The following is a 17800-nucleotide window of genomic DNA, read 5'->3' as shown; positions in this document are numbered from 1 at the left end:
TACCTGGGTCCTGGCGTGCTGGGATGCCGGGCATACTGGGCCCGCCGGCCCGCTACGGCGTCACGTCAACTCTAATGGTGTGGAATCCGGTGGCACCGTCAGGGGCTACCCGTGACGGCTCTTCGATCTGCGGCACACCATTGAGGTCCGTGGCCCGGACCTGGATCTCATACTGCCCGGGCGTCAGGGACAGTGAGAGCTGCCACTGGTACCACGTGTCCCGGGAAATGCCTGGTGCAAGTTCCGCCGGCTGCCAGGCGCCGCGGTTTACGCGGAGTTCCACTGTGCCGATTCCGGTGTGCTGGGCCCACGCGACGCCGCCGAACGCCACCGAGCCGGCACGCACCGGACGGCCACTGCGCGGGACGTCGATACGCGACGACGTCTTGATGGGTCCGCGCTCGCTCCAGCCGCGGGGCGTCCAGTAGCCGGAGTCCTCCGCGAACCGGGTCACCTTGAGTTCCGTAAGCCATTTGGTGGCGGAAACATAGCCGTACAGGCCGGGCACAATGAGCCGCACCGGGAAGCCGTGCTCCAGCGGCAACGGTTCGCCGTTCATGCCGACGGCGAGCAGGGCGTCCCGTGTGTCCGTCAACGCTTCCAGGGGTGTGCCGGCCGTCCAGCCGTCACTGCTGCGGGACAGCACCATGTCCGCACCGCCCTGCGGCCCGGCCATGGCCAGCAGCTCCCGGACCGGCCAGCCCAGCCACAGCGCGTTGCCGATGAGGTCCCCGCCCACTTCATTGGAGACGCAGGCGATGGTGATGTGGCGTTCGGTCATCGGCTTCGAAAGCAGCGTGGCGAAGTCGAGCTCGATGTCCCGTTCCACCATGCCTGTGACCTTAAGGACCCAGCTGTCCGGATCCACCGCCGGAACGGTGAGGGCCGTGTCGATCCGGTAGAAGTTCCGGTTGGGCGTCACCAGCGGACTGATGCCGTCAAGCCGGAGCTCAGCACCTGCGGGTACCGGCGGGACCGGGGACGCCGGGGACGGCAGGGCAAGCTTGCTGCGGAATTCGCTGACGCCGGCAGCGGCGCCGCGCAGGGCAACAGCAAGCGCGCCTCCAAGGGTCGCGACGACGGCGGAGCCGCCGAGTGCCTGCAGGAACCGGCGCCGGCCTGCTCCGGCCAGCGGGGCGGGTGCCGGGGCCGGATCGCCGGAGGGTCCCGGGGCCGGCGAGACGTATGCCGGGCCGCCGTCCCGGAGGCGTGCAATGAGCCAGCGCAGTACCAGAACGCCGGTACCGGCCGAAAGCAGGGGCAGCACAATGGCGTTGCCGGTGGACTGGGCCCGGCCGGCGACCGCCACCATGCCCGCCACGCCAAATATGGCGATCACCGCAAATCCGGCGAAGCGGCGCCGCCACTCCAGGCGCCCGGCAAGCGCAGCGAGAGCGGCAATGGCCAGTCCCATGCCGAGGAGCAGCGCCAACTTGTCAGCGGTGCCGAACACTGCGACCGCCCAGTCCTTGACAGCTGGCGGAACAGCATCGATCACGGCGCTGCCAACGCCAGTCATGGGCGAAAGCGCAGGGCTCACGAGGGCCGCGGCGAGCTCGCCAGCCACCAGACCGACGGCCACGGAAACCACGCCTGCTGCCACTGCCCACCGACCGGCAGCAACGGCGGGGCCGGCTTCAGCGGAGGGAACGCCGGCGGGAGGCATTTCCGCGGATGCCTTTCCCGGCGGATTAGTGTCCACGGGGTACCTTCCCATCTGCCACGTTCCGGCTTGTGCGTGCACTCCGTTGCGGGGCTTCCGACGGACGCGCCGGGTCCCGGGCGGGCAGGCGCAGGGAGAACCGGCAGCCGCCGGCGACATTTTCCACTGTCACGCTGCCGCCGTGGGCACGGACGATTCCTGCCACCATGCTGAGCCCGATCCCGGCCCCGCTGAAGCCTGCGGGTTCCGGCTCCGTTCCGGAAGGGCCCGTCCCGCCGGAGCTGCCACGTGAAGGATTCTTCTGCCATCCCGTCTCGAAGAGGTGCGGGATGTCCTCCGGTGCGATTCCGCCGCAGCCGTCCATCACCGAAACCACCGCATCTTCCCCGTCCCTGCCGACTTCAACCGTCACGCCGGAGCCGGGCCTGCTGTACAGGATGGCGTTCAACACCACGTTGCGGACCGCCCGCCCCAGGGAAGGGCCGTCCGCGAGGGCCAGGCACTCACGGACCCCGCCGCCGTCGAGCGTCATCTGCCGCCGGGCGGCCAGGGGGGCCAGATCCGCGATCGCGTCGCTGGCAAGGTCGTAGAGATCCAGCGGTTCGGCCCTAAGTCGCAGGGTGCCCGCCTGGATCTTGGAGAGCTCCAGGAGATCGTTGACCATGAGGGCCATCTGGTCTGTCTGGCTGATGATCTTTCGGTAGTAGCCGTTAACGTCGCTGGCCATTCCGTCTTCAAGCGCTTCGGCCATCGCGCGCATGCTGGCCAGTGGTGTGCGAAGGTCATGCGAAATCCAGCTGACGAGTTCCCGTCGGGAATTCTCGACGGCGGCCTCCCGCTCGCGGGATTCGGCCAGCATGCGGCTGCTGCGCTCCAGTTCATCCGCCAGTTCGGACAGCTCGGAGCTCATGAGCGGTGCGGGCAGGCCCGGGGGCTGGCCGCGCCCGATGCTCCGTGCGGCGGCTGCGAGAAGTTTTGCGTTGCGCGAAACCCGCGCACCGAGGACCAGTGAGATGGCTACGGCCACCGCGGACGCGATCGCCAGAACGTACCACATGACCTCAAGGTCCCGGGCCGAAATCACCATTGCATTGAAGGCGCTCACCATACCTGCGGTCAGGACCCCTACGGTGGACAGCACCACCACGCAGATCTGGACGGCGATGGACGTCCTGCGAAGGGGTTTGAGCAGCAGCAGCGACGTCGCTCCGATGACCACGGCCCAGACCAGCGCCCAGGCGACGATGGCGAGAAGTTCAGCTGTTTGCACCGTCAGCCCCGTCCGGGGTGTCCAGCCGGTAGCCCACGCCCCACACCGTCTTCAGGAGGGCCGGCCGGGTGGGATCAGCCTCGATCTTTTCGCGGAGCCGCCGGACGTGGACGGTGACCGTGGAGAGGTCCCCGAAATCCCAGCCCCACACGGCCTTGATCAGCTCCTCGCGGCTGAACACCTGGTGGGGGCGGCGCAGGAGAAAGGCCAGAAGGTCGAACTCCCGGATGGTCAGCGCCAGCGGAGTCCCGTGGTGGGTCACGGTCCGGGCTGCCGGATTGAGCTCGAACCCGGCAACTTCCACCGCCGGTTCGGGGCTGAACTCCTGCACGCTGCGCCGCAGGACAGAGCGCACCCTCAGGACCAGTTCGCGGGGTGAGAAGGGCTTGGTGATGTAATCGTCAGCGCCGACCTCCAGCCCCAGGATTCTGTCATCCTCCGTCCCCAGTGCCGTCAGCATAATGACGGGGACGCTCATCGTCCGGCGAAGCCTGCGGCACACTTCCACGCCGTCCAGGCCGGGCAGCATGCGGTCGAGCAGGATCAGGTCGGGGTGCCGCTCCGCGGCCAGGCGGAGGGCGGTGAACCCGTCGGCGGCCAGATCCACCTGGAAGCCGGCCTGCACCAGGTAGTCACGGACCACGCCGGCGATGGTCTGCTCGTCTTCGACGAGGAGTATCCGCCGGTTTCCGACTGTGCCTTGGGCCGGCGCCGGCTGGGACTTGTTCACTCCTCCAGCATAGGTTCGGGGCCGGCGTGTGGCGGGGCTTTGCCGCCCGCTGTGGCGATCCGTAGCGATTCCGTAAGATCCCCGGCTGTCAAAGGAGTGATGGTTGACCCCAAGGTGGCGTAGCCTGAATTTATGAGTGTTCAGCTTGGCATGCCGCAACCCCGGGACGGGGCGGGTTCCGACCCGCAAGTGCCGTCGCGCCCGGCAGGCATGCCCCCGGGATTGATGGACCGCTATGGACGCCGCGCCACGGACATGAGGTTGTCCCTGACGGACAAGTGCAACCTGCGCTGCACATACTGCATGCCGGCCGAAGGCCTCGAATGGCTGGCCAAGCAGGCCGTGATGTCCGCCGAAGAAATCGTACGGATAGTTCGCATCGGCGTCGACATGCTGGGGGTGCGCGAACTGCGCCTCACTGGCGGCGAACCACTGGTGCGGGCCGACCTCCTGGACATTATCTCCGCCTTGCGCCAGGCTCACCCCGAGTTGCCCATCTCCATGACCACCAACGCAGTGGGGCTGGATAAGAAGGCGGCCGGATTGAAGGCTGCGGGCCTTTCCCGGATCAACGTTTCGCTCGATTCCCTGCACGAGGAGACGTTCACCAAGCTGACCCGGAGACCTTTCCTGGACAAGGTCCTGGCCGGCGTGGACGCCGCGTGGGCCGCCGGGCTAGGTCCCGTGAAGCTCAACGCCGTCCTGATGCGCGGAATCAACGACGCCGAGTCCCCGTCGCTCCTGGCGTGGGCCTTGGACCGCGGCTACGAACTCCGATTCATCGAGCAGATGCCGCTGGACGCCGACCACGGCTGGACCCGCCGGAACATGATCACGGCAGCCGAAATCCGCGAACTCCTGTCCGTCGACTACGTGCTTAGCGCCGATCCGAGGGACCGTGACGGCGCACCGGCCGAACGCTTCGAAGTACGACGCCGGACCCCGGGTTCGGCCGAGGCCACCGGACCCGTGCTGGGAACAGTGGGGATCATCGCCTCCGTCACCGAACCCTTCTGCTCGGATTGCCGCCGCACCCGGATCACGGCTGAGGGCAAGATCATGAGCTGCCTGTTCTCACGCGAGGAAGTCGATCTCCTGGGGCTGCTGCGCGAAGGCGCCACGGATGAGCAGCTCGCAGAGCGCTGGCAGGACGCCATGTGGATCAAGCCGAAAGCCCACGGCATGGACCATGTCGGTTTGGATGCTCCGGACTTCGTCCAGCCGGACCGCAGCATGAGTGCCATCGGAGGCTGAGACACCGTGAACGTACGCTACTTCGCTGCCGCGCGCGCTGCCGCCGGAATGGAAGAGGAAAAGTTCGAACTGGCCGACGGCGCCAGCCTGTCCGATCTGGTCGAGGCGATACTCGCCGTCGAACGCCCGGAGCCGCCGGCCGGCACCCCGCCGCTGGCCCGCATCCTGTCCCGGTCCAGCTTCCTGCTCAACGAAGTGGCTGTGCGCGACCGGTCAGTGTTGCTGGGGCCGGATGACGTCGTGGACGTCCTGCCGCCGTTTGCCGGCGGTTAAGGATCGGACCAGTCCCTACGACTGCGGGGCGCCCTGCTCCATCCCGAGGGCCAAAGCCAGCAGCGAGTTCCTGCTCCTGACGCCACAGGCAGCAAAAACCAGCTTGAACTGGTCCTGCACGGTGTAAGGGCTGATCCGGAGGGCCGCCGCCAGCGCCTCGGTGTCCAGTCCCCCCGCGGCAAGTTCCAGCAGACTGCGCTGCCTCCGTGTCAGCCCGAAGCACCGGGCGAAAACGTCGAGGCGCTCCCCGGCAGGGCATTCCTGGATAGTCACTGCAAGCCTCGCCATCCCGCTCTCTCGCGTGTCCAGCCGGAAGGACCTGAGCACAGCCCACCGGCCGCTGCCGATGCTCACCCGGGCAGACGCCGGGTGGGAGTCCACTCCGGCCTCCCGTGCCAGGAGTTGCGCGGCCACGTTTAACACCTCGGCCGGGACGGCCTCAAACGGCCGGGGCCCCGGCTGCAGCAGGCCGAGCCAGTCGGCCGCCGAGGCGCTCCGGCTCGTTACTTCCAGCTCCGGGTCCAGCGTCAGCACTGCTTGTTGAGGCAGCCCCGCCGCGTGCAGCACGTCGCGGCGCGGCCGCGCATCCAGCCTCATCCTGGCTGCCCTGCTTCGCCGCAAGCCGGCCGCTATGACGGGCGCCGCAGCCGCCAGGTGCTTCGCTTCGCGTTGCGTGAACTGCTCTTGGTTCGAAGTCCGCCATAGGTCAAGCCAGCCCCAGCAACCGTAGCTGTCCGCGAACACCGTGGAGAGGACATCCGCCACCCCATACCGCCGGAGGACACCGTTCCAGAGCGGGCTTCGGGCAGGGTCTCCCCCGGTTGCCGTCTGCAGCGTCACCGCGGGCATGCCGCCGTCGATGAGCGACGTCCACCGGCCGGGCAATGTCACGTACTTCAACCTGATCAGGGCTGGCAGTTCCTGCGGGCAGGGAATACGGGCCATCGGTGAAATACCGGTGCACGTCCCGGGGTCGGTCAGGGGCCACACGAACCAATCAAACGGAACAACGCCTGCGAGTTCTGCCAACAGGGCTGCACGCAGTTCATGGTCCTCCAGCGGCGAACCGCAAAGCTCACCGATCCGTTCCATGCTTCGGCTCGCCGCCCACTTCGTGGTCATGAAAACAGTATGGCCCCCGAAGTTACCGAATCTGGGGTCCACAGGCCTCCCCTGGATCCACTTGCCCCCTCCCAGATTTCTGGGATAGCGGCTCCCGCGTGGCGGCGCCTACCGTGAACTGTGCGGAGAACCTGAAAGAAAGGCAGTGACATGTACACGCTTCAGATTGAGCACGGCATTAAGGACTTCGCGATGTGGAAGGACGCCTTCGACCGGGACCCCGTCAACCGGACAGCCTCAGGCGTGCTGGCCCATCGCATCAGCCGGCCAGTGGACGACCCGCACTATGTGGTGGTGGAACTCGACCTCGCGCGCCGGGGACAGGCCGAGGAACTCCTGGCCAAGCTTCGCCAGCAGGTATGGAATTCGCCGGCCGCGGCTCCGGCCCTGGAGGGAGCACCGAAAACGCGGATCCTGGAATCAGCAGGCTGATTGTCTCCGACGGGCCCCAAGTGTCCGTTCGCGCTGTCAGGTACGGCGGCAGACGGAGGTCATGAAGGGCACGAAGGCTGTGGCGTCGGCCAGGCGGACCTCGGACGTGTGCGTCAGCACTCCGTCGTCCACCCGGAAAGTGTGCCGGGACGTGTCACGGCCGTTGCGGCGTTCCACGATGAGCACTCCGCCATGCAGGCTGCACCGGATCGGAGCTTCCCGCGGCAGGCCCACACTGTCCACGTGGTACCAGACAGTGTCCGCGTGGTCAGGGTCCATAGTGAACATGCCATGCCGCTCAAAACGGATCCCCTCAGCTTCCGTGTGGCGGTAGCTCTGTAGCACCGCGTACCCGCCGGCGGCCTTGGCGAAGGTCACCTCCGCCGCTGCAGTCCTGGCAGGCCGCCGGAGGGTGGCCTCGATATGGGTCGTCCCCGTCCAGTGCCCGAGGAAAACTTCCAGCTCTTCCTGCGCAGTGCCCGGGTGCGGACGGTCCATTGCTCCTCCAGTGTGGCCCCGGGTTCATCATCACGCCCCACGGATGGAGTTGTCCAGCGTTGGGATGTCCAGCGTGGAGTTGTCCAGCGAAGGGTCCCGGGGTCAGAGGCCGAAGGTTTCGCGTTCCTCGAACGGACCCACCACCGTCACCGTGCGCGGTGCCGCCGCGAGCTCCAGGGCCAGCTCCCGCACCTGCTCCACGGTGACGCTCTTGATCTGCCGGAGCGTCTCCTCGATGTCCTGGTATTCGCCGGACACCAGTTCGGCCCGTCCCAGCCGCGACATCCGCGATCCGGTGTCTTCGAGCGCCAACACGATCCCGCCGCACAGCTGGCCGACGGCCTTCCGCAGTTCGTCCTCGGAGATACCGTGAGCCGCCAGCTTGTCCAGTTCGGCGCCCAGCAGCTCAACGACCTGCCGGACCTTGGAGGGGGTGCACCCCGCGTACATGCCGAAATAACCCGCGTCGGCATAGGACGAGGCGAAGGAATAAGTGGAGTACACCAGGCCGCGCTTTTCCCGCACCTCCTGGAACAGGCGCGAGGACATGCCGCCGCCCAGCACGGCGTTAAGCACGCTCATGACGTAGCGGCGCCCGTCCGTGGCGACGATCGTGGGGCACCCCATGATGATGTTTGCCTGCTCGACGGGCCGCTTGACCACATGGAGTCCGGCGGTTCCGCTGATGTGGGCCCGTTCCGTGGAGCGCCGCTCCACGGGTGCCGCACCGGGCTCCAGCGCCCAGCCGGCCTGGCGGAGCGCGTCCACCACCAGTCCGCAGACGACGTCGTGGTCCAGTCCGCCGGCGGCGGTAATGACGAGCTCGTCCGGGCGGTAGTACCGCCGGTAGTGGTCCCAGACCGAATCACGGGCAACGGCCCGGATGGCCTCCGGTGTTCCGCCGATCGGGCGTCCCAGCGGATGCGTTCCCAGCACCGCGGCAACAAAGTGCTCGTGGGCGACGTCCGTGGGGTCATCGCTGTCCATCGCGATTTCCTCCAGGATGACGTCGCGTTCCTGCTCCATCTCCTGCGGGTCCAGGACCGCGCCGGTGATCATGTCCGCGATGACGTCGATGGCCATTGGAAGGTCCGTGTCCAGGACCCGGGCGAAGTAGCAGGTGCTTTCCTTGGCAGTGGCCGCGTTGGACTCCCCGCCGACCTCGTCGAAGGCCGACGCGATTTCCAGCGCGGTGCGCCGCTTGGTGCCCTTGAACAGGAGGTGCTCCAGGAAATGGGTGGACCCGTGCTGCCCGTGGGCTTCGTCCCGTGAACCCACGCCAACCCAGAAGCCGATGGTCGCCGACCGCTGGCCCGGCATGGCCTCCGTCAGTACGCGCACGCCTCCGGGGAGCACGGAGCGGCGGACCACGGACCCGCCGTCGGCTCCGTGGATCAGGGTGTCTCCGGGGTGGTTCTGCACGAGCGGCAGGGGTACGACAGTCATCAAGGCCTTTCAGGAAAACGGTGCCAAATCTGCCTGCCATCGTACCAGCGGACCGCTGCCGCCATGCCCGCGGAAAGGGCAATTCAATCGGGCGGCTTAACAGCGGCGGGGCCGGTGGAAAATCCACCGGCCCCGCCGTGATGCTGGTCCTACGAAGTGCGCTGCAGACTACTCTGCTGTTGCTTCGGCGACCTCTGCGCTTTCAGCGCCTTCTTCCTCGGCGATGACCGGGGAGAGGGACAGCTTTCCACGGTCGTCGATCTTGGTGATCTCGACCTGGATCTTCTGGCCCACGGAGACGACGTCCTCGACGTTGTCAACGCGCTTGCCGCCGGCGATCTTGCGCAGCTCGGAAATGTGCAGCAGGCCGTCCTTGCCCGGGGTGAGGGAAATGAAGGCGCCGAAGGTGGTGGTCTTGACGACCGTTCCCAGGTAGCGCTCTCCGATTTCCGGAACCTGCGGGTTGGCGATGGCGTTGATCGCGGAGCGTGCGGCGTCGGCGGACGGGCCGTTGGTGGCGCCGATGTAAACGGTGCCGTCGTCCTCGATGGAGATGTCCGCGCCGGTGTCTTCCTGGATCTGGTTGATCATCTTGCCCTTGGGCCCGATGACCTCGCCGATCTTGTCCACGGGGATCTTGACCGCGATGACGCGCGGAGCGAACTCGGAGAGCTCGTCCGGGGTGTCGATCGCGGAGTTGATGACCTCGAGGATGTGCAGGCGTGCTTCGCGGGCCTGCTTCAAAGCGGCGGCCAGGACCGAGGCCGGGATGCCGTCGAGCTTGGTGTCCAGCTGGATGGCCGTGACGAACTCGGAAGTACCGGCGACCTTGAAGTCCATGTCGCCGAAGGCATCTTCGGCGCCGAGGATATCGGTCAGTGCTGCGTAGCGGGTCTGGCCGTCAACCTGGTCGGACACCAGGCCCATGGCGATACCTGCAACGGCCGCCTTCAGCGGCACGCCTGCGTTGAGCATCGACAGGGTGGAGGCGCAGACGGAACCCATCGACGTCGAACCGTTGGAGCTGAGGGCCTCAGACACCTGGCGGATGGCGTAGGGGAATTCCTCGCGGGACGGCAGGACGGGCACGAGTGCCCGCTCGGCCAGGGCGCCGTGACCGATTTCGCGGCGCTTGGGCGAGCCCACGCGGCCGGTTTCACCGGTGGAGTACGGCGGGAAGTTGTAGTTGTGCATGTAGCGCTTGCGCGTTACCGGCGACAGCGAGTCGATCTGCTGTTCCATCTTCAGCATGTTCAGCGTGGTGACACCCATGATCTGGGTCTCGCCGCGTTCGAAGATGGCCGAACCGTGGACGCGGGGCAGAACTTCAACCTCGGCGGTGAGCTGGCGGATATCCGTCAGGCCACGGCCGTCGATGCGGATCTGGTCCTTCAGGATGCGCTGGCGCACAACGTGCTTGGTCACCGAGCGGAAAGCTGCGGACAGTTCCTTCTCGCGGCCCTCGAACTGGCCGGCGAGCGAGGAAGTGACGTCGTCCTTGAGCTGGTCCGAAGCGGTGTCGCGCTCCTGCTTGTCGGCAATCTGGAAGACAGCAGCCAGCTTCTCAGCGGCAGCGGCTTCAACAGCGGCGTAGGCGTCATCTTCGTAGTCCAGGAAGACCGGGAATTCGACGGTCGGCTTGGCGGCGCGGGCGGCAAGGTCAGCCTGTGCGTCGCAAAGGGCCTTGATGAACGGCTTGGCGGCCTCGAGGCCTTCGGAAACAACCTCTTCGGTCGGAGCGGTGGCGCCCTGTTCCTTGATGAGGTTCCAGGAGTTGTCCGTAGCTTCGGCTTCAACCATCATGATGGCGACGTCGTCACCGGCAACGCGGCCGGCGACGACCATGTTGAACACGGAGTTCTCGAGCTGGGAGTGCTTCGGGAACGCAACCCACTGCGAACCGTGCTCGTCGGCAACGAGGGCAACGCGGACGCCGCCGATCGGTCCGGAGAACGGCAGGCCGGAGAGCTGGGTGGACATCGAGGAGGCGTTGATGGCCACGACGTCGTAGAGCTCGTCCGGGTTGATCGCCAGGACGGTGACGACGATCTGGACCTCGTTGCGCAGGCCCTTGATGAAGGCCGGGCGCAGCGGGCGGTCCATGAGGCGGCAAGCCAGGATGGCTTCGGTGGACGGGCGGCCTTCGCGGCGGAAGAACGAGCCCGGGATGCGGCCGGCGGCGTACATACGCTCTTCGACGTCAACGGTCAGCGGGAAGAAGTCAAAGCCTTCACGCGGGTGCTTGCCGGCGGTGGTTGCGGAGAGCAGCGCGGTGTCTTCGTCGATGTACACCATGGCTGCGCCGGCTGCCTGCTTGGCAAGGCGGCCGGTTTCGAAGCGGATTACACGCTTGCCGAAGCGGCCATTGTCAATGACGGCTTCTGAGAACTGGATTTCGGGACCCTCCAAGAGAGTCACCTCCGTTTCTTGGTTAACGGAAGTCCAGCCGCATCAACCCAGTCCAGCATCTGTCTACTGGCCTGCACTGCACCCGGTCATCGATCGAGACCCACGGGCCGGGCTTCATTCTTCGAAGCCGTTCCCGGGAATCACTACCGAGGACCGCGAATGCGTGATGCGGTTGATCCTCCTGTTTAGTTTTGTTTGAAGAAGGCGGCCCTTTCCGTCACGGAAGGGGCCGCCCTCAGGTCTGACTAGCGGCGCAGGCCGAGGCGCTCGATGAGCGCACGGTAGCGGTTGATGTCAGTGTTCTTGAGGTAGGTGAGCATACGCTTGCGACGACCAACCATGGCCAGCAGACCGCGCTGGGTGTGGAAGTCGTGCTTGTGCTCCTTCATGTGCTCAGTGAGATCCTTGATCCGCTGAGTGAGGACTGCAACCTGGACCTCCGGTGAACCGGTGTCGCCTTCGGACGTTGCGAAATCCTTGATGATGGACTGCTTTACAGCGGCGTCAAGTGCCACAATAACTCCTAGAGATGTGCCGTGAGGCCCGAATCAGTAACTCACTGCCGGGTGTGCCAGTGCCTGAAATCCGCGGTAACCCGGGAAGTCCTGCACATAACAAGAGCCAGCCGCCACGGACTGCAGCCGGATCCAACGTTTAGTTTACCGGCCCGGCCGCAATCTTGTCGAAACACGCCGTGCAGCGCGACCGTTGCGGGCGGGCCGGCTAGTGGCGCGCCAGCAGATCGCGGACGGCGGCAACACCGCGGTAGACCTCCATGAATGAGGTGCTGAGCGGCGAAAGCCCGATCCGGATGCCGTGCGGCGCCCGGAAATCGGGGATGACGTCCTGTGCCCAGAGCTGCGCCGTCATCTGCCGGAAGTCCGGATGGTCCACGGTGATGTGGCTCCCCCGGCGTTCCGGATCCCGCGGCGTTGCCAGGACGACGCCGGCCGGAGCCAGCCACGCATCATGCAGTTCAAGCGCGAATGCCGTGAGCTTCCTCGATTTTTCGCGAAGCGCGGGCATGCCTGCTTCTTCGATCAGGTCCAGCGTGCCCTGCATGGCTATCATGCCGAAAATTGCCGGCGTTCCGCTGAGGAAGCCCCGGATCCCGGGAGCCGGTTCGTAGCCGGGTCCCATTTCGAAGGCGTCTTTACGCCCCATCCAGCCCCAGATCGGCTGGCTGAGCCCCGGGAGGTGCCGGGAGTTGATGTAGGCGAAGGCGGGCGAGCCAGGTCCCCCGTTGAGGTACTTGTAGGTGCAGCCCGCAGCGAAGTCCACGCCGGCGGCGTCCAGGTCGATCTCTACCGAACCGGCTGAATGGCACAGGTCCCATACCACCAGCGCGCCGGCGTCGTGCACTGCGGCGGTGATCGCCGGCAAGTCGGCGAGATAGCCGGAGCGGTAGGCGATCTGGCTGAGGACCACGACGGCGGTGTCCGGCCCAGTCGTTTCGCGCACCTGGTCAACGGTCACCCCGGCGGCGGGATCGGACTCGATCCATCGCAGCGTCAGCCCCTCTTCACGGGCGATGCCTTCAAGGAGGTAACGGTCCGTGGGGAAGTTGTCCGTGTCCAGCACGATTTCGGTCCTGGCGGGATCCCTGACTGCCGCGAGGGCTGCACGGATCAGCTTGTACAGGACAACCGTGGTGGAGTCGGCAATGATGGTCTGCCCGGGTGCGGCGCCGAGGACTGCCCGGCCCAGCTGGTCCCCGATGGCTTCCGGCAGTTGGAGCCATTCCTCGTCCCAGCCGCGGATGAGCCTGCCGCCCCAGCTGTGCTGGATGAAGCTGCTGATGTCCATAGCTGAACGTTTGAGCGGACGGCCCAGTGAGTTCCCGTCCAGATAGGACAGGTCGGTGTCTGTTCCGATGAAGTGGTCGCGGTACCCTGCCAGCGGGTCTGCGGCGTCGAGTTCGACGGCGCGCTGGCGCAGGGCGTCTTGGGTGTGGTGAGCCGTGCTCATTGGCCGATCTCCGTCCGGACGGCGAAAAGTTCGGGAAAGAAGGTCAGCTCCAGGGCCTTCTGCAGGAACGCGGCCCCGCTGGATCCGCCGGTGCCGGCCTTCATGCCGATGGTCCGCTGCACCGTCCGCAGGTGCCGGAAGCGCCACAGCTGGAAGTTGTCCTCCAGGTCCACGAGTTCCTCGCATGCCTCGTAGGCGCCCCAGTTGTCCGCAGCGTTTTCGTAAATGTGCTTGAACACAGGCACCAGTTCCGGGCAGAACTGGTGCGCCTTGGTGACGTCGCGTTCCAGCAGGGATGCAGGAATATCAAACCCCTGCCGGTTGAGGTAAGCGAGGAATTCGTCGTAGATGCTGGGCGCCTCGAGGACGTTGCTCAGCTGTTGGTACGCCTCGGGGTCGGATTCGAACACCGGAAGCATCTTGCGGTTCTTGTTGCCCAGGACGAACTCCACGGCCCGGTACTGGCTGGACTGGAATCCCGAGGAGTTGCCGAGGAAGCCACGGAACTGGGAATACTCGGTGGGCGTCAGCGTGGCCAGCACCGACCATTGCTCGGTCAGGGTCTTCTGGATGTGCTTGACACGCGCGATCGCTTTCAAAGCGGAACCGAGGTCGTCGCTGCGGAGCCATGCCGCGGCGCTGCGCAGCTCGTGGAGGACCAGCTTCAGCCACAGCTCGGTGGTCTGGTGCTGGATGATGAACAGCAGTTCGTCGTGGTGCTCAGGTTCGCTGACCGGTTGTTGGGCGCTGAGCAGCGTAGGCAGCTGCAGGTATGACGCGTAGCTCATCCGCGAACTGAAGTCCCGGACAATGTCCTTCTCCAGTTTCCTCGTGTTCTTCTCAACGGACACAGCGGTGCCTTCCTTGCCAGTGACTGGGGTCAGCGCCGGAACAGGATGTCATGGGCCTGGACGACGTCCAGGCGCATCTGTTCGACGAGCGCTTCCGGCCCACGGTACGCCACCATGCCCCGCAGGCGTGCCACGAATTCCACAACTACTGTCTGGCCGTACAGATCGAAGTTTTCAACCGGCTCTTCCGGGCGGTCAATAACGTGCGCTTCAACCTGCCGGCTGACGCCGTCGAAAGTGGGGTTGGACCCGACGGAAATGGCCGCCGGCCATCTGGTGCCGGATTGGTCCACGAGCCATCCGGCGTAGATGCCGTCGGCGGGGATGTAGCCGCTCGCTTCGGAGGCCAGATTGGCCGTGGGGAATCCGAGGGCACGGCCGCGGGCGGCGCCGTGCACCACCTCGCCGCGCATCCGGTGCGGGCGGCCCAGCACGGCAGCGGCAGTGCTGACGTCACCGTCCCGCAAAGCCTCACGCACCCAGGTGGAGGAACAACGGCGGTCCGTGCCGCCGTCGTCGTGGATGGGGAAGCCTTCGGATCCGAATTCACTGATGACCTGCACGGTGAAGCCGAACTTCTCCCCCAGTTCCTGCATGGTGGAGAGGTCACCGGAGTTGCCGCGGCCAAAGCGGGCATCGTGGCCGATCACCACGTGGCTGGCCTTGAGGCTGCCGACGAGGACACCGGCGACAAATTCTTCCGGCGTCAGGCTGGCAAGCTCCAGGGAGTACTTCATGACCAGGATCGCGTCCAGGCCCAGCTCCCCCAGGGCCACGAGCTTGTCCTCCAGGCCCATAATGAGCTCCGGCGCGGACTCGGGCCGGTGCACCTGCGCGGGGTGGGGATCAAACGTCACCGCTACCGCCCGCGCGCCGTTGAGGCGTGCTGTGCGGATGAGCTGGGACAGCACCTGCTGGTGCCCGCGGTGTACGCCGTCGAAATTGCCAAACGTGACAACGGTAGGGCCGAAGTCCGCGGGGACCTCGGACGGATCGTTCCAGATGTGGACCATCAACCTCGCCTTTTGCTGCCTGCCATTGACTCGTCCGAAACCGCGCCGGGCCCCGGAACTCTCTAAGATTACCCGCAATTGCCTCTGGAAATTACCCGAAATCACCCTGCGGCGACCGACACCGCGGCCGGTCCCGGCTTCCGGCCTACCGCGGTCCGGGGTGCCCGGCTAGGATGCAAGGGCAGCATCCGGCGACGCAGTTGCGTGCCGCAGCCAACGATGCCCGAGGCCGTGCGTCGGGCTGAAGGAGAGCGCTATGACTGACCTCCGCGAGATTTTGGAACAGATACCCGTTGACCAGGTTGCGGGTCTGCTGGGCACCGACAGGGAGTCCGCCCGGGCCGCTATCGAGGCTGCGGTTCCCACCCTCCTCGCCGGCATGCAGAGCAACGCGCAGGCGCCCGATGGGGCAGCGTCCCTCGAATCAGCGCTGGCCCAACACCAGAACGGGCTCGTGGACGGCGGCGTGGACGCCGCCCAGGTGGATACCGCCGACGGCGAGAAGATTGTCAGCCATGTTTTCGGCGGCCAACAGGACCAGGTGGCACAACAGCTCGCCGGCACAGCCAGGCTGGGCGGAGTCGGCGGCGACCTCGTCCGGAAGCTTCTGCCAATCCTGGCGCCCATCGTGATGTCCTATCTCGCCAACAAGATCCTTGGCGGACGGAATGCACAGTCGGAAGGCGGAGATGGGGGCAATTCGGCCGGCGGCCCGGCCGGAATCGATCTCGGCAGCATCCTTGGAGGCATTCTTGGCGGCGGCTCGCAGGGCGCCCCCGGCACGCAAGGGGGTTTGGGAGAGATCCTCGGCGGCATGTTCGGTGGGGGCGGGCAGCAGTCCCCCGGGGCAGTTGTCCCGGAGCCCAGGAACGAACGGGCGCCGCAAGTCCCGACCGGACCGCTCGGTCAGCCGATGCCGCAGGGGGGTGCGCCCGTTCCCGGGGAGGTGGTCGACGTCGACCTCCCCGGCGAAAGTGCCGGAAACGGTTCGGAGGACCGCCCCGTCGAGAAAAAGATCGACGGCGGCGGCTTGGGCGGGCTGTTGGGCGGGCTCTTCGGCAAGAAATAGCGCCCGGACATTTCGGAGGTGGCGTCAGGGGCTGCGGGAATCTGCGGCATCGCAGCCGGGACGTGAAGCGGCCGTTGCGACCCCCGCCAGCCAGTTCGCAAGGTCCTTTGGCCTGCGAAACGCCAGCACAGGCGGCATGTCCGGGCTGGTCTGCCATTCTCTGACAACATGTTTCTTCCGGGTAAATGAGTTGAAGTGCCAGTAGAAAATCGAATCCCTCGCAAAAAGCCTCGCGAGCGTTTCGACGTTTCCGTTGCAGACGGGCTGCCTGGTGATGACTCGGCGGAGGGAACGGCGCACCAGCCTGAACAGAGACAGCCAGCGGGGATAATCCAAAGCGACGATCAGCTCTGCCCGAGGTACAACAGTGTCGCGCCACACACCGTAGGCGCTGTCCAGGACCCAGCGTTGACGGGCTGCGAGATCCGCTGCGAGCTGCCGTTGCTCCTCGACGATGCGCTGCTGCCAGCCGGGAAGCCACCCGATGTCGTCGTCGGCCGAAAACTCGGGAAGCCCCGATGCTGCCGCATACGCGCGGGCCGCCGAGGATTTGCCGCTTCCCGTCACTCCGTAAAAGAGCACCCGGGACGGGTTGACCGGGATGGGTTTCATGCTCTGCTCCCCTTCTTGCTCGGCGGTCCGGCCCTCCCCCGAACTCCGGCGCACCGCGATTTGCCACGATAGCACTCAGCCGAATCAGGCGCCGGAACTCAGTCTGGCGAGACCACTATTCACTGGGGTGCGCGGGCTGACCACGGCAGGGTCACTCGAACCAACCCCGGAACCAGAGCCAGCCCGCGCAGCAGCGGCAGCTGCCTCCCGAAAGCCCATCACCCCGACGTCGGCAACCGCCGTCGACCGCAAAGCAACCAGCAGCTCAAGGATCCGGGTGAGATCACCGGACCCGCCGCCGTCGAACGCTAAAGGCCTCGGTGACTGAGACCCGACGGGGACTAGGGCCGCCGGGTCAGAACGACTATGCCTTTGGTGCAGGCCTTCGCCTGTACAGCCACACGAGTCCAAGGATGGGAAGCAGCAGCGGGATAAAGGCATAGCCCCGGCCGAAGAGGGACCAGACAGTTTCATGCGGGAAGCTGACGGAGTCGAAAATGCTGAGCGCCCCAACCACCACCACGCCCACGAGTTCCACCAGGACGGCAGCCACGGACACCTTGAACCAGGTCCGTCCGGCCTTCGCCAGGGAGACAGTGGCTACGACGTAGACGAGTGCCGCGAACGCCGAAAGCAGGTAAGCCAGCGGCGCTTCGGAGAACTTGGTGAGGATCTGATAGCCGGCCCGGGCCGTGGCGGAGATGGCGAACACTGCGTAGACCGCGATCAATAGCCGCCCGGGGCCGGTGTTCCGGGTGTCCGTGGACTTGGTCTTTGGTGCCGCGTCGGACTTGTTGACGGGGGTTTGCGGAGTCACGTCTTGTGCTTCTTCCACTCAGTACCAGATCTGGTTCATGCGTGCGGCCATCACAAGGGCGGTGACGCCCACGGCGGCCAGGACAAAGTTGCTCCACCGGGTGCGCTCCAGGATGGACCAATACACGGCGCCAACCGGCAGGATCAGGGCAGTGATCAGGTAGCCCCAGAACTCCCAGGGTTCCCCGGCCATCTTTTCGCCAGAGGACACGCGGACGATCGAGCCCACAAGGTAGACCAGGAGTGCCAGTTCGACGGCGGCCACCGACAGGATGGTGGCATCGTTCGGAGCTTTCTTCATGATCCCCGCGACGGCGCAGATGATCGTGGAAAGCAGCCCGACGGCCAGAATGATGTAGAAGTAAGCGTCCACG

Annotated in this window: 18 protein-coding genes; 4 read left to right on the top strand and 14 right to left on the bottom strand. The window is 66.0% G+C overall.

Going from position 1 to position 17800, the window contains the following annotated elements:
• Window positions 1–52: 52 nt before the first annotated feature.
• Genes ACFVWT_RS20145 through ACFVWT_RS20135 form a run of 3 tightly spaced genes read right to left on the bottom strand, consistent with a single transcriptional unit; the run spans window position 53 to window position 3663 of the window.
• Window positions 53–1666 carry a molybdopterin-dependent oxidoreductase gene (locus ACFVWT_RS20145; RefSeq protein ID WP_390251114.1) on the bottom strand — a complete coding sequence of 538 codons (1614 nt, stop codon included), beginning with the start codon at window positions 1664–1666 and terminating at the stop codon, window positions 53–55.
• A 25-nt stretch (window positions 1667–1691) separates the two neighbouring features.
• Window positions 1692–2933 (bottom strand): sensor histidine kinase, encoded by a 1242-nt coding sequence (locus ACFVWT_RS20140; protein ID WP_390250975.1) that lies wholly within the window; start codon window positions 2931–2933, stop codon window positions 1692–1694.
• Complete coding sequence (locus tag ACFVWT_RS20135; protein ID WP_390250973.1) at window positions 2920–3663, bottom strand: response regulator transcription factor; 744 nt, start codon at window positions 3661–3663, stop codon at window positions 2920–2922. The genes ACFVWT_RS20140 and ACFVWT_RS20135 overlap by 14 nt, the downstream gene beginning before the upstream one ends.
• 132 nt (window positions 3664–3795) lie before the next feature.
• Between ACFVWT_RS20135 and moaA the strand changes: the two genes are divergently transcribed.
• Complete coding sequence (gene moaA, locus ACFVWT_RS20130) at window positions 3796–4917, top strand: GTP 3',8-cyclase MoaA (RefSeq protein WP_390250971.1); 1122 nt, start codon at window positions 3796–3798, stop codon at window positions 4915–4917.
• Window positions 4918–4923: 6 nt separating this feature from the next.
• Entirely contained in the window at window positions 4924–5190 is a 267-nt protein-coding gene (locus tag ACFVWT_RS20125; RefSeq protein ID WP_390250969.1) for a MoaD/ThiS family protein, read from the top strand.
• Between the two features lie 15 nt (window positions 5191–5205).
• On the opposite strand, the gene ACFVWT_RS20120 is transcribed toward ACFVWT_RS20125, so the two are convergent.
• Window positions 5206–6312, bottom strand: coding sequence for a helix-turn-helix transcriptional regulator (locus ACFVWT_RS20120; RefSeq protein ID WP_390250967.1), 1107 nt, complete (start codon window positions 6310–6312; stop codon window positions 5206–5208).
• A gap of 150 nt (window positions 6313–6462) precedes the next feature.
• Here ACFVWT_RS20120 and ACFVWT_RS20115 point away from each other — a divergent pair, with 150 nt between their 5' ends.
• On the top strand, window positions 6463–6744 hold the full coding sequence (locus ACFVWT_RS20115; RefSeq protein ID WP_390250965.1) for a hypothetical protein: 282 nt from the start codon (window positions 6463–6465) through the stop codon (window positions 6742–6744).
• Window positions 6745–6780: 36 nt separating this feature from the next.
• On the opposite strand, the gene ACFVWT_RS20110 is transcribed toward ACFVWT_RS20115, so the two are convergent.
• From ACFVWT_RS20110 to ACFVWT_RS20080, 7 genes are all read right to left on the bottom strand, one after another.
• Window positions 6781–7242 (bottom strand): DUF1579 domain-containing protein, encoded by a 462-nt coding sequence (locus tag ACFVWT_RS20110; RefSeq protein WP_390250963.1) that lies wholly within the window; start codon window positions 7240–7242, stop codon window positions 6781–6783.
• Between the two features lie 102 nt (window positions 7243–7344).
• On the bottom strand, window positions 7345–8688 hold the full coding sequence (locus tag ACFVWT_RS20105; RefSeq protein WP_390250961.1) for a M16 family metallopeptidase: 1344 nt from the start codon (window positions 8686–8688) through the stop codon (window positions 7345–7347).
• A 168-nt stretch (window positions 8689–8856) separates the two neighbouring features.
• Window positions 8857–11097, bottom strand: a complete 2241-nt coding sequence (locus ACFVWT_RS20100; protein WP_390251111.1) for a polyribonucleotide nucleotidyltransferase — start codon at window positions 11095–11097, stop codon at window positions 8857–8859.
• Window positions 11098–11342: 245 nt separating this feature from the next.
• Window positions 11343–11612, bottom strand: coding sequence for a 30S ribosomal protein S15 (gene rpsO, locus ACFVWT_RS20095; RefSeq protein ID WP_011691294.1), 270 nt, complete (start codon window positions 11610–11612; stop codon window positions 11343–11345).
• Window positions 11613–11820: 208 nt separating this feature from the next.
• Window positions 11821–13065 carry a kynureninase gene (gene kynU, locus ACFVWT_RS20090; protein WP_390250959.1) on the bottom strand — a complete coding sequence of 415 codons (1245 nt, stop codon included), beginning with the start codon at window positions 13063–13065 and terminating at the stop codon, window positions 11821–11823.
• Window positions 13062–13916 carry a tryptophan 2,3-dioxygenase gene (gene kynA / locus ACFVWT_RS20085; protein WP_390250957.1) on the bottom strand — a complete coding sequence of 285 codons (855 nt, stop codon included), beginning with the start codon at window positions 13914–13916 and terminating at the stop codon, window positions 13062–13064. Before kynA ends, kynU begins: the two co-directional genes overlap by 4 nt.
• A 29-nt stretch (window positions 13917–13945) precedes the next feature.
• Window positions 13946–14929 carry a bifunctional riboflavin kinase/FAD synthetase gene (locus ACFVWT_RS20080; RefSeq protein WP_390250955.1) on the bottom strand — a complete coding sequence of 328 codons (984 nt, stop codon included), beginning with the start codon at window positions 14927–14929 and terminating at the stop codon, window positions 13946–13948.
• Between the two features lie 256 nt (window positions 14930–15185).
• On the opposite strand from ACFVWT_RS20080, the gene ACFVWT_RS20075 reads away from it, so the two are divergent.
• Window positions 15186–15998 (top strand): DUF937 domain-containing protein, encoded by an 813-nt coding sequence (locus tag ACFVWT_RS20075; RefSeq protein WP_390250953.1) that lies wholly within the window; start codon window positions 15186–15188, stop codon window positions 15996–15998.
• Window positions 15999–16022: 24 nt separating this feature from the next.
• On the opposite strand, the gene ACFVWT_RS20070 is transcribed toward ACFVWT_RS20075, so the two are convergent.
• The 3 genes from ACFVWT_RS20070 to ACFVWT_RS20060 all read right to left on the bottom strand — a co-directional run bounded on the left by ACFVWT_RS20070 (window position 16023) and on the right by ACFVWT_RS20060 (window position 17799).
• On the bottom strand, window positions 16023–16610 hold the full coding sequence (locus ACFVWT_RS20070) for an adenylate kinase (protein ID WP_390250951.1): 588 nt from the start codon (window positions 16608–16610) through the stop codon (window positions 16023–16025).
• Window positions 16611–16974: 364 nt separating this feature from the next.
• Window positions 16975–17427 carry a hypothetical protein gene (locus tag ACFVWT_RS20065; protein ID WP_390250949.1) on the bottom strand — a complete coding sequence of 151 codons (453 nt, stop codon included), beginning with the start codon at window positions 17425–17427 and terminating at the stop codon, window positions 16975–16977.
• An 18-nt stretch (window positions 17428–17445) separates the two neighbouring features.
• Window positions 17446–17799 (bottom strand): hypothetical protein, encoded by a 354-nt coding sequence (locus ACFVWT_RS20060; protein ID WP_390250947.1) that lies wholly within the window; start codon window positions 17797–17799, stop codon window positions 17446–17448.
• Window position 17800 lies beyond the last annotated feature (1 nt).

Source organism: Arthrobacter sp. NPDC058288 (assembly GCF_042880995.1).
In the GTDB taxonomy this organism is placed as follows: domain Bacteria; phylum Actinomycetota; class Actinomycetes; order Actinomycetales; family Micrococcaceae; genus Arthrobacter.
The sequence above is the reverse complement of the archived record's forward strand: the minus strand, read 5'-3'. Positions and strand labels throughout refer to the sequence as shown.